11 protein-coding genes are annotated in these 12,048 nt (G+C 55.0%); 4 read left to right on the top strand and 7 right to left on the bottom strand.

The features are described from left to right. The 4 genes from ABVN44_RS23530 to ABVN44_RS23515 form a co-directional block, all read left to right on the top strand. The coding region (locus ABVN44_RS23530; RefSeq protein WP_393954312.1) for a sodium ion-translocating decarboxylase subunit beta at nucleotides 1–879 on the top strand (879 nt) is incomplete at its 5' end. Between the two features lie 118 nt (nucleotides 880–997). Beyond that, a complete protein-coding gene (locus ABVN44_RS23525) occupies nucleotides 998–1,696 on the top strand; it encodes a triphosphoribosyl-dephospho-CoA synthase (protein WP_001005988.1) in 699 nt (232 codons plus the stop codon). A gap of 379 nt (nucleotides 1,697–2,075) precedes the next feature. After that, nucleotides 2,076–3,155, top strand: a complete 1,080-nt coding sequence (locus tag ABVN44_RS23520; RefSeq protein WP_000128338.1) for an iron ABC transporter permease — start codon at nucleotides 2,076–2,078, stop codon at nucleotides 3,153–3,155. Then, nucleotides 3,155–3,931: an ABC transporter ATP-binding protein gene (locus ABVN44_RS23515; protein ID WP_017465744.1), complete on the top strand. Its 777-nt coding sequence runs from the start codon at nucleotides 3,155–3,157 to the stop codon at nucleotides 3,929–3,931. The genes ABVN44_RS23520 and ABVN44_RS23515 overlap by 1 nt, the downstream gene beginning before the upstream one ends. 90 nt (nucleotides 3,932–4,021) lie before the next feature. On the opposite strand, the gene gpmA is transcribed toward ABVN44_RS23515, so the two are convergent. The 7 genes from gpmA to modF form a co-directional block, all read right to left on the bottom strand. Continuing rightward, nucleotides 4,022–4,774, bottom strand: coding sequence for a 2,3-diphosphoglycerate-dependent phosphoglycerate mutase (gpmA, locus tag ABVN44_RS23510; protein ID WP_000301556.1), 753 nt, complete (start codon nucleotides 4,772–4,774; stop codon nucleotides 4,022–4,024). A 223-nt stretch (nucleotides 4,775–4,997) separates the two neighbouring features. Further along, complete coding sequence (gene galM / locus ABVN44_RS23505; protein WP_000931428.1) at nucleotides 4,998–6,038, bottom strand: galactose-1-epimerase; 1,041 nt, start codon at nucleotides 6,036–6,038, stop codon at nucleotides 4,998–5,000. Further along, a complete protein-coding gene (gene galK / locus ABVN44_RS23500; protein ID WP_023193990.1) occupies nucleotides 6,032–7,180 on the bottom strand; it encodes a galactokinase in 1,149 nt (382 codons plus the stop codon). Before galK ends, galM begins: the two co-directional genes overlap by 7 nt. Nucleotides 7,181–7,182: 2 nt before the next feature. Beyond that, entirely contained in the window at nucleotides 7,183–8,229 is a 1,047-nt protein-coding gene (galT, locus tag ABVN44_RS23495; RefSeq protein ID WP_000187473.1) for a galactose-1-phosphate uridylyltransferase, read from the bottom strand. Between the two features lie 10 nt (nucleotides 8,230–8,239). Beyond that, entirely contained in the window at nucleotides 8,240–9,256 is a 1,017-nt protein-coding gene (gene galE, locus ABVN44_RS23490) for a UDP-glucose 4-epimerase GalE (protein WP_001265465.1), read from the bottom strand. Nucleotides 9,257–9,478: 222 nt separating this feature from the next. Beyond that, nucleotides 9,479–10,387: a DUF2167 domain-containing protein gene (locus ABVN44_RS23485; protein ID WP_000885520.1), complete on the bottom strand. Its 909-nt coding sequence runs from the start codon at nucleotides 10,385–10,387 to the stop codon at nucleotides 9,479–9,481. A gap of 170 nt (nucleotides 10,388–10,557) precedes the next feature. Further along, nucleotides 10,558–12,033 (bottom strand): molybdate ABC transporter ATP-binding protein ModF, encoded by a 1,476-nt coding sequence (gene modF, locus ABVN44_RS23480; protein ID WP_001616901.1) that lies wholly within the window; start codon nucleotides 12,031–12,033, stop codon nucleotides 10,558–10,560. Nucleotides 12,034–12,048 lie beyond the last annotated feature (15 nt).

The raw sequence follows: 12,048 nt of genomic DNA, 5'->3' as shown, positions 1-12,048 counted from the left end.
ATGGGCGTCGGCGCGATGACCGACTTCGGCCCGCTGCTGGCCAACCCGCGCACCCTGCTGCTCGGCGCGGCGGCGCAGTTCGGTATCTTCGCCACGGTGCTGGGGGCGCTGACGCTGAACTACTTCGGCCTTATCAGCTTCACCCTGCCGCAGGCGGCGGCCATCGGCATTATCGGCGGCGCGGACGGTCCGACGGCCATTTACCTGTCGGGCAAACTGGCGCCGGAGCTGCTGGGGGCCATTGCGGTGGCGGCGTACTCGTATATGGCGCTGGTGCCGTTAATCCAGCCGCCGATTATGCGCGCGCTGACCACGGAGACGGAGCGCAAAATCCGCATGGTGCAGCTGCGCACGGTGAGTAAGCGGGAGAAGATTCTGTTCCCAGTGGTGCTGTTACTGCTGGTGGCGCTGCTGCTGCCGGACGCCGCGCCGCTGCTGGGGATGTTCTGCTTTGGCAATCTGATGCGTGAAAGCGGCGTGGTGGAGCGTCTGAGCGACACGGTACAGAACGGGCTGATTAATATCGTCACCATTTTCCTCGGGCTGTCGGTGGGCGCGAAGCTGGTGGCGGATAAGTTCCTGCAGCCGCAGACGCTGGGCATTCTGCTGCTGGGTGTGATTGCCTTTGGTATCGGGACTGCCGCCGGGGTGCTGATGGCGAAGCTGCTGAACCTGTGCAGTAAGAACAAAATTAACCCGCTGATTGGCTCCGCCGGCGTGTCGGCAGTGCCGATGGCGGCCAGGGTGTCAAACAAGGTGGGCCTGGAGTCGGACCCGCAGAACTTCCTGCTGATGCATGCGATGGGGCCGAACGTGGCCGGGGTGATTGGCTCGGCGATAGCCGCCGGGGTGATGCTGAAGTACGTGCTGGCGATGTAAATCTGTTCCTTTCCCGGAGGCGGCGCGTTGCGCCTGTCCGGGCTACCGGATTGCATGGATCTGTAGCCCGGACAGATGCGCAGCATCGTCTCCGGGAATGTCCCATAAGGAGACTTTGATGAATGAAACCATAGCATTTCGTCCGGAAGGCCGGGCATCGATAAAAGATGTGGTTGTCAATTATACGCTGGCATCACTGGACGAGCTTGAACAACTGCACCCGGCGCTGAATCTGCTGGCGCACCCGTCAATTGTCCGTGGCAGCCATGATTTCTTTGTCCGTTGTTATGACGCGGGCGTACAGCATGCGCAGGCCGGGGCGGCTGAAACGGTAGCGGTTTTGCCTGATTCGCTGCCACAAGAACGGCAAAGGAGCGGGCTGCTGTGTGCCGCAGCAGGTCGTCTGGATGCCCTGCGCCAGCCGCTGACGCACAATCGTTTATGTGACCTGGCCAGTCAGTTCTGTGCTGGCATGGCAGATGTTGACAGCGAAACCCGCAGCGGTTTTTATACCGTGCGCAGCATATCGCTGCCGGTTTACCGGCGGCTGTTGCGGGATCAACATTCTCACGGTGTCTGCCTGCAGCAGGCTCTGCTGCACCTGCTGGCCTGGAAGAGCGATTCCCCCTGGGCGCGGCAGCAGGCGCAGCGGCTGCTCTGGCAGGGCGGCGTGCTGGGCGATAAAGGTGAGTTTGCGCTTATGACGCTGGATGATGAACTGCGGGAGCGCCAGATTGGGTGGCCCGGGCTGTGGTCGCTGCTGGCCGTCACCGGGTTTCTGGCGAAATTCCCTGCCGGACCGATATTTGCTGACTGAAAAATGAGGACTGCTGACAATTATCTGTTGTGTTGGCATTTCTGCGAGAGGCAGCTAGCGCTTTGCCTGACTTACGAAACGAGAATATCAACAGATTACGTACTTTTTGTAGGTCCGTGGTTGGAACATTGCCACCTGGTTACACGTTGTCAGCAGCCTCAAGCGTGGATGGCTCCACGCTTTCTTTGTCTATGGAAAACCCCCAGCCAGGCCCTGTCTCTTGATCAGGAGATCTGATCAAGAGACAGGGCTATGCCGGAGGATATTTATTGGAAACCGATGAGATAGGCCACCGTGTCATTAATCGAAATATAAATAAATATATAACGAAATAATTCGGCGCTATAATTCTCCTCTGATTAATAACGTAGCCCGAACCATGACCTGTCAGGACAAATCACTTTTAGCCCCCGGTTTCGCTTCCACGCCCGTCATTCCGCGCTATCGCCAGCTCATACGCAAACGGGCCGTGCTCATGTTAGCTATTGCGCTGGCGATGATGGCTTCACTGATGGTGGATGTAACCTGTGGGTCTTCGGGTTTACCGCTCAGTGCGCTGTGGCAGGCGCTTTTCCAGCCGGAAAAGGTGAATGCGGGCATACACGTTATTGTCTGGGATATTCGTTTACCCTATGCCCTGATGGCCCTACTGGTGGGCATGGCGTTAGGGTTAGCGGGCGCCGAAATGCAAACCATTTTAAATAATCCGCTGGCGACGCCGTTTACCCTTGGCGTATCGTCCGCAGCGGCTTTTGGCGCTGCGCTGGCGATTGTGTTGGGGATCGGTATTCCCGGTATTCCTGCCGCCTGGTTTATCCCGGCCAATGCGTTCATCTTTGCGCTTTTATCCGCGTTACTCCTGGACGGTATTACCCGTTGGACAGGCGTCGCCGCATCCGGAGTGGTGTTGTTCGGTATTGCGCTGGTATTCACCTTTAACGCGTTGGTCGCCATTATGCAGTTTGTGGCTGATGAAGATACGCTGCAGGGGCTGGTATTCTGGACGATGGGGAGCCTGGTCCGCGCGTCGTGGGAAAAATTGGGCGTACTGGCCGTGGTGTTTATTGCTGTGCTTTTTTGCGCGTTACGAAGCGCCTGGCAACTCACGGCATTACGTCTGGGCGAAGAGAGGGCGATGAGCTTTGGGATTCATGTCCGCCGTTTACGCCTGCTGTCATTGTTGCGTATCAGCTTGTTATCAGCGCTGGCGGTAGCTTTCGTCGGGCCGATTGGTTTTATTGGTCTCGTTGCGCCGCACATTGCACGAATACTTTTGGGGGAAGATCACCGTTTCTACCTTCCGGGCAGCGTGCTGATAGGCGGGCTGGTGTTATCGCTGGCCTCTATTGCGGCGAAAAATAGTATTCCGGGCGTCATGGTGCCGGTGGGGATTGTCACCTCGCTGGTCGGGGTTCCGTTCTTTTTAAGCATTGTATTGCGACATCGGGGGAGTCTCTGATGCGCGGGTTAATGCTCCGCTCATTTAGCGCCAGCTATTCCACTCAGCCGGTTATTGCAGATCTCAACGTTCCCTTACTGCCGCGCGGGAAAATTACCATTTTGCTGGGGCCGAACGGCTGTGGTAAATCGACGTTACTACGTTCGCTGGCCGGGCTGAATAACGCCGACGGCGAGGCGCTGCTTGATGGCGAAGATCTCATGTCGTTATCGTTTGCCGAGCGGGCGCAGAAAGTTGTATTTTTGCCGCAGTCATTACCGCAGGGCGTACATCTGCATGTACTGGAGTCGATTATCGTGGTACTGCGGGCATCAGGCGGCAGAGACAATGCGCAGGGCAGAGCGCAGATACTGGCTATCCTTGAGCAATTGGGCATAACGCATCTGGCGTTGCAGTATCTCGACCAGCTTTCCGGCGGTCAGCGGCAGTTAGTGGGTCTGGCGCAATCGCTGATTCGTCGCCCTGAACTTCTGTTGCTGGATGAGCCGCTCAGCGCGCTGGATTTAAACTATCAGTTTCACGTAATGGATCTCGTGCGTCGGGATACCCAGGCGCAAAATAGGGTGACGATAGTCGTGGCGCATGACATTAATATTGCACTGCGTCATGGTGACCATGTCCTGATGCTAAAAGACGGCAGGCTGGTCGCCAGCGGCGCGCCGGAGACGGTGATTACCGCGGAGCGTCTGGCTGAAGTGTACCGGGTACGAGGACGCGTGGAGCGCTGTTCGCAGGGGAAATTGCAGGTGGTGCTGGACGGCGTGATCGCTGTTTAAGACGTATTGCCTGATGGCGCTGCGCTTATCCGGCCTACCCATTGCTCGTAGGCCGGATAAGGCAGTTATACCGCCATCCGGCAAAGGTGATTACTTCGCTTTACCCTGATTCGCCACGGCAGCCGCTTTCGCGGCGATTTCGTCAGCGTTGCCCAGATAGTAATGTTTGAGCGGCTTGAAGTTTTCGTCGAACTCATACACCAGCGGCACGCCGGTCGGGATGTTTAACTCAAGGATCTCATCTTCACTCATGTTATCCAGGTATTTCACCAGCGCACGCAATGAGTTACCGTGAGCGGCGATGATCACGCGCTCACCGCTCTTCATACGCGGCAGGATGGTGTCGTTCCAGTAAGGAATAACGCGGTCGATGGTCAGCGCCAGACTTTCGGTCAACGGCAGCTCTTTCTCGCTCAGTTTGGCATAACGTGGATCGTGACCCGGATAACGCTCATCATCTTTGGTCAGTTCCGGCGGCGTCACGGCAAAACCGCGGCGCCACTGTTTAACCTGCTCGTCACCATATTTTTCTGCCGTTTCCGCTTTATTCAGCCCCTGCAACGCGCCATAGTGACGTTCATTGAGTTTCCAGGATTTTTCCACCGGCAGCCACGCCTGATCCAGTTCATCCAGTACGTTCCACAGCGTATGGATAGCGCGTTTCAGTACGGAAGTGTAGGCAAAATCAAAGCTGAAACCTTCTTCTTTTAGCAGTTTACCCGCTGCTTTTGCTTCGCTTACGCCTTTTTCAGACAGGTCAACATCATACCAGCCGGTGAAACGGTTCTCTTTGTTCCATTGACTTTCACCGTGACGTACCAGAACCAGCTTAGTTACAGCCATACTCTCACTCCTATAAATCATATGTAATGATAATAATTCTCATTATATTGCCGCGAGGTGTTGGCGGCAATGCTTACGCATAACCATAGCGAAAATAGTGGCGCAGTGTAAGGTTCTTGTGAACTCAGAGTTGCGATTTTGTCTTTAAGTGGTGGAGGTTTGAGCAGGGCAATGGCGCGTAGGCCCGATAAGCTTGCGTCATCGGGCATGTAGCGGCATATCGTTAGAACGGAATAAACTGATACTCGGTCAGGCTGGCGTACTCCTCGCCAGGGCGAAGGATACAGTCAGGCTGCGGCCATTCAGGATGATTCGGGCTGTCCGGCAGCAGTTCGCTTTCCAGCGCCAGCCCTTGCCAGTCGGCATAAGGTTCCGGCCCGCGGGAAGGTGTACCCGCCAGATAATTGCCGGAATAAAACTGTAACGCCGGGGCGGTGGTGTAAACCATCATTTGTAGCTTTCCATCCTGTGACCACAGACGGGCCGCCGGCTTTTTGCCATCACCCTGCGTCTGTAGCAGGAAAGCATGATCGTAGCCTTTAACCTTGCGCTGATCGTCATCGGCGAGAAATTCACTGGCAATGACTTTTGGCATCCGGAAGTCAAACGAGGTATTGGCTACCGATTTTAGTCCCTGGCGTGGAATACCGGATTCATCTACCGGCAGATACTCATCCGCCAGAATTTGCAGCTTATGCTGGCGCACGTCGGTCCGATCGCCGTCCAGATTAAAATAGACGTGGTTGGTCAAATTCACCGGACAGGGTTTATCGACCGTCGCCCGGTAGGTGATGGAGATTCTATTGTCATCGGTCAGACGATATTGCGCCGTGGCGCAAAGATGGCCAGGAAAGCCCTGGTCGCCGTCATCAGAGGTGAGCGCGAATAATACCTGGCGATCGTTCTGGTTCACAATTTGCCAGCGGCGCTTGTCAAAGCCTTCCGGTCCGCCGTGTAGCTGGTTCTCGCCCTGGCTTGGGCTTAACTGTACGGTTTCGCCGGCAAACGTATAACGGCTATTGGCGATACGGTTCGCGTAACGGCCAATAGAGGCGCCGAGGAATGACGTCTGTTCAGGGTAGTGTTCCGGGCTGGCGCAGCCCAGCAATGCTTCCCGAACGCTGCCGTCAGACAGCGGAATACGGGCGGAAAGAAGAGTGGCTCCCCAGTCCATCAGCGTTACCACCATCCCTGCGCTGTTGCGCAGGGTTAGCAGGCGGTACGGTTGACCATCGGGGGCCAGTGCGGGCGTTTCATTTAGCACTGTCCTGCTCCTTGTGACGGTTTGCATACATAAAAGGTTTCTTTGATTCCGGTTTTCGCTTCGTACTGTTGCGCAACAGCCTGCTGCACAGCGGGAACCAGATCTTCCGGGATCAGCGCGACAACACAGCCGCCGAAGCCGCCGCCGGTCATGCGCACGCCGCCTTGATCGCCGATGGTCGCTTTGACAATGTCTACCAGCGTGTCTATCTGCGGGACGGTAATTTCGAAATCATCGCGCATTGAGGCATGGGACTCCGCCATCAGTTGGCCCATACGTTGCAAATCACCTTTCTCCAGCGCGCTTGCCGCTTCAACGGTGCGCGCATTTTCGCTCAATACATGGCGAACGCGTTTTGCGACTACCGGGTCCAGTTCGCTGGCAACGGCATTGAACGCCTCAAGGCTGACATCGCGCAGGGCCGGCTGCTGGAAGAAACGGGCGCCGGTTTCGCACTGTTCACGGCGGGTATTATACTCGCTGCCCACCAGCGTGCGCTTAAAGTTACTATTGATGATCACCACGGCGACACCTTTCGGCATGGAAACCGCTTTGGCGCCGAGCGTACGGCAATCAATCAGCAACGCATGATCTTTTTTGCCGAGCGCAGAGATGAGCTGATCCATAATGCCGCAGTTACAGCCAACAAACTGGTTCTCGGCCTCTTGTCCGTTGAGCGCAATTTGCGCGCCGTCCAGCGGCAGGTGATAAAGCTGCTGGAAGACGGTGCCCACCGCCACTTCCAGCGAGGCGGAGGAGCTTAACCCGGCGCCCTGCGGCACATTGCCGCTGATGACCATATCCACGCCGCCAAACGCGTTGTTACGCTGTTGCAGGTGTTTCACTACGCCGCGCACATAGTTAGACCACTGCTGGCTATCGTGGGTCACGATCGGCGCATCCAGTGAAAATTCGTCCGCCTGATTGTCGTAATCGGCGGCAATCACCCGTACGGTACGATCGTCGCGCGGCGCACAGCTAATTACGGTCTGGTAATCGATAGCGCAGGGCAGAACAAAACCATCATTGTAATCAGTGTGCTCGCCGATCAGATTGACGCGGCCTGGCGCCTGAATCGTGTGGGTGGCAGGGTAGCCGAAAATTTCAGCAAACAGCGCGCGCGTTTTCTCTTTCAGATTCATTTTTATACTCCGGATTCGCGAAAATGGATGTCGCTGACCGCGCGCAGGCGTTCAGCCGCTTGTTCTGCGGTTAAATCACGCTGGGTTTCCGCCAGCATTTCATAGCCGACCATAAATTTACGGACGGTCGCAGAGCGCAGCAGCGGCGGGTAAAAGTGTGCGTGCAACTGCCAGTGTGCGTTTTCTTCACCGTTAAACGGCGCGCCGTGCCAGCCCATTGAGTAGGGGAAGGAACACTGAAACAGGTTGTCATAACGACTGGTCAGCTTTTTCAACGCCAGCGCCAGAGAGTCGCGCTGCTCGTCGCTTAAATCGGTAATGCGCAGGACATGCGTTTTGGGTAACAGTAGCGTTTCGAACGGCCACGCCGCCCAGTAAGGCACCACCGCCAGCCAGTGTTCGGTTTCGACCACGGTGCGGCTGCCGTCCGCCAGTTCTCGCTGGACATAATCCACCAGCATTGGCGAACGCTGTTCGGCGAAATAGGCTTTTTGTAAACGATCTTCGCGTTCGGCCTCATTCGGCAGGAAGCTGTTGGCCCAGACCTGTCCATGCGGATGCGGGTTCGAACAGCCCATCGCCGCGCCTTTATTTTCAAAGACCTGCACCCACGGATAGGTTTTGCCTAACTCGGCGGTCTGCGTCTGCCAGGTTCTGACGATTTCCGTCAGCGCGGGCAGGCTCAACTCCGGCAGCGTTTTACTGTGATCGGGAGAAAAGCAGATCACGCGGCTGGTGCCGCGCGCGCTCTGACAGCGCATCAGCGGATCGTGGCTGTCCGGCGCATCCGGCGTGTCGGCCATCAGCGCCGCGAAATCGTTAGTAAAGACGTAAGTCCCTTTGTAATCGGGATTTTTATCGCCGGTGACACGCGTATTGCCCGCACACAGGAAGCAGTCCGGATCGTGGGCCGGCAGCATTTGCTGAGACGGCGTTTCCTGCGCCCCCTGCCAGGGGCGTTTTGCGCGATGCGGCGAAACCAGAACCCACTGGCCGGTAAGCGGGTTATAACGGCGATGCGGATGATCGATGGGATTAAATGGGGTCATAACAACGTCCTTAATCTGGGTATCCCTGCGGATGGCGTGACTGCCAGTGCCAGGTGTCCTGCGCCATTTCGTCAAGCGTGCGGGTGACGCGCCAGTTCAGCTCGCGATCGGCTTTGCTGGCATCCGCCCAATACGCCGGGAGATCGCCGTCGCGACGCGGCGCGAAGTGGTAATTAATGGGTTTACCGCAGGCTTTACTAAAGGCGTTGACCACATCCAGGACGCTACTGCCGACACCCGCGCCGAGGTTATAAATATGTACGCCGGATTTGTCCGCCAGTTTTTCCATCGCCACGACGTGCCCGTCGGCTAAGTCCATAACGTGAATGTAATCGCGTACGCCGGTGCCATCCTCGGTCGGGTAATCGTTGCCGAAAACGGCGAGCGATTCGCGACGACCCACGGCGACCTGGGCGATATAGGGCATCAGGTTATTCGGAATACCTTGCGGATCTTCTCCCATGTCGCCCGACGGGTGCGCGCCGACCGGGTTGAAATAACGCAGCAGCGCAATACTCCACTCCGGCTGGGCTTTTTGCAGATCGGTGAGGATCTGTTCTACCATCAATTTACTTTTGCCGTAGGGGCTTTGCGGCGTGCCGGTAGGAAAACTTTCGACGTAAGGAATTTTGGGCTGATCGCCATAAACGGTGGCAGAGGAGCTAAAAATAAGGTTTTTAACGTTGGCCGCACGCATGGCGCTGACCAACCGCAGCGTACCGTTGACATTGTTGTCATAGTACTCCAGCGGCCTGGCGACCGATTCGCCGACGGCTTTCAGGCCGGCAAAGTGAATCACGGTATCAATCGCGTGATCGTGCAGAATTTCGGTTATAAGCGCTTCGTTGCGAATATCGCCTTCGACAAAGGTCGGGTGCTTACCGCCCAGACGTTCAATCACGGGCAGCACGCTGCGCTTGCTGTTGCAGAGGTTATCGAGGATGACGACGTCATGACCATTTTGCAGCAATTGTACGCAGGTATGACTTCCAATGTAACCGCTACCACCTGTAACCAATACTCTCATAATTCGCTCCGTTAAGCCTATGGTATGGAATAACTATAGCATAACAAAGATGCGAAAAGTGTGACATGTAATAAATTAGTGGAATCGTTTACACGCTGGTGATTTTACGCATTTATATCAATTAAATGATTACAAATCATCTGGCTTGAGAATGCTTCTGCTTTTTATCCGAAAAAAAGGCGCGTTACGCGCCTGGGAATGAAACGGACGGGGCAGGAGCTGTCAGTCTTTTTTACGCGAGAGTAGCTTCCTGGCGAGCGCCCCGACAGCGACGACGCCGATGGCGGTCACTTTCCAGAACTTAAGCAACGCGATACCGAGCATAGCAAGCAGACCTACTTTTTTGGCCGCGATACCGCCAATCAGCGCGGCGAGCCCATACTCCGCTATTTTGTCCGTTGATTCGTTGAAGTCAGCGTAGCGTTGTCCAGAGTTGAACTTGACGGAACTGAGAATTCTTTTCGCCAGAGGGATTTCGTGGTCAACAGAACCTCTGTCGGTCACCAGATTTAAAGAAAAATAACCTTCACGTCCCAGTAGATAGGTGTTGTAGTTCACGCCTTGTTCATTCAGTGGTTCGTTGGTGCCGATATCCTGGATGGCGGCGGACCAGATCAGACGATGATTGGTTGCATCGTAGGTAGGCTTCTCGATCCAGCCAATAATTTCTATCGGCTCAATGCCTTTTGCAATACGATCTTTATTCGCTTCTTTTGTGCCTTTGCGCAGGTTATCCATTAATTCATCGGCATCCCAGTTTTTTGCATCATCATCTTTTACATAACCAGAATCATCATATTCGATAGAAATAAATCCATTCATTTCCTTTTTAAATACGAGGCCGTAAAAATATTCATCGTCAACATAGTTACCAATTTCACGCATAAATACCGCCGCTTCTTTTGCGGGTATCCAGGTAAATCCTTCCGGCAGATTAAGCGTGGCTTTATCACCTAAACTAATCTTTGTCGGACCCGCAACGGCGGCGCGACTCATGCCTTCAACAGCGACCTCAACGGCGGTTTTACGCGCTTCCTGCGCAGCGGTCGGCTTTTGCTCAGCATAACTGCCGGGGCAAAATAACATGGCTGCCAGTAAAAATAGTATTATTTGTGGAAAACGAAAAGCCATAATGAATCCCTTATATTCACATACGACATCATTGTCGAAAATTTCAGGATTATTATGACAATGAGGCGGTCAGCGATTCAAGAGATAGTAAGCTTATCGACCGTTATTATTATTCTTAATAAAAGGAGAGTGGTTCCAGAATGGCGCGCGGCGCCATTCTGATAATACATTTAATTATTGCATCGTCCGGAAACGTACTTATAACGTTCGCCATCTGGTACAAATTCCAGCCGGTGAGTAATACAGGCAGGCGCATCCTCTGCATGATGGGAAACGAACAGCAGTTGGGTCTCTCCCTGGCGAATTAATACATCTACAAAACGGCGTACCAGTTGGCGGTTTAGCGGGTCCAACCCTTGCAGCGGCTCATCCAGAATCAACACTGTCGGATGCTTAACCAGCGCGCGCACGATCAGCGCCAGCCGCTGCTGTCCCCAGGAGAGACTGTGGAAGGGGGCATCCGCCGTACGCTTATCGATTCCCAGAATATCCAGCCACTGTTGCGCCAGTTTTCGTTGCCTGTCTGAAACGGCCTGGTAAATGCCGATAGAATCGAAATAGCCGGAGAGAATGACATTGCGCACCGTGGTACTGACGCGGTAATCCAGATGTAAACTGCTGCTGACGTAGCCGATATGTTTTTTGATATCCCAGATTGTTTCGCCGCTTCCTCGCCGCCGCCCGAACAGCGTAAGATCGTTGCTGTAGCCTTGCGGATGATCGCCAGTAATAAGGCTAAGCAACGTAGACTTACCCGCTCCGTTAGGACCGACGATCTGCCAGTGTTCGCCCGGATTGACTCGCCAGCTTAGGTGGTGGAGGATAGGGCGATCGTTATACGAGACTACGCCATCGTTAAGTACGATCCGTGGTTCGCCATCGGGTAACGCATGGCGGGCGGAAGGTTCGTCCGGTTCGGGTAATTGTACGTCGGTCAGACGCTCGCTGTGCGCGAGTTGAGCAACCAACGCCCGTTGCAGCAACTCCGCCGTCGTTCCGGTCTCCGCCAGCGTACAGTCGGCAAGCACGCCGGCAAACTGCACGAAGTCCGGGATTTCATCAAAACGGTTGAGTACCAGTGCCAGGGTCATACCCGCCTGGTTCAACGCCGTCAGGCGTTGCGCCAGTTGTTGACGGGCGGTCACGTCAAGTCCGTCGAACGGTTCATCAAGGATTAATAACTCCGGCTCAGACATCAGCGCCTGACACAGCAGCGCTTTTCGCGTCTCGCCGGTAGAAAGGTATTTAAAACGTCTGTTGAGTAAAGCGGAAATGCCGAACTGCTGCGCCAGCATCGCACAGCGGGCAGGATGGTGAACATCATCCTGAATAATTTCCGCGGTAGTGCGCCCGGTATCGTCTTCGCCAGGACTGAGCATATCGGTGTTATTACGTTGCCACTCATCGCTGACCAGCTTTTGCAATTGTTCAAAGGACAGACGAGTAATGCGGGTAAACCGACACTGGCGCTCGCCTGTTAATAATGGCAGTTCACCCGCCAGCGCGCGGGCGAGCGCCGACTTTCCGCTCCCGTTAGCCCCAACGAATGCCCAGCTATCGCCCGCATTGAGCGTCAGCGAATCCAGATGAAGTGTTTTTGTATCGCTCAGACGAAACGTGCCTTGCGAAATTTGCAACGATGACATTTTGCATCCCATTTT

Source organism: Salmonella sp. SJTUF15570 (genome assembly GCF_043357055.1).
GTDB lineage: Bacteria > Pseudomonadota > Gammaproteobacteria > Enterobacterales > Enterobacteriaceae > Salmonella > Salmonella enterica.
Note: the sequence above shows the minus strand (reverse complement) of the source record. Positions and strands in the feature narration are given on the sequence as shown.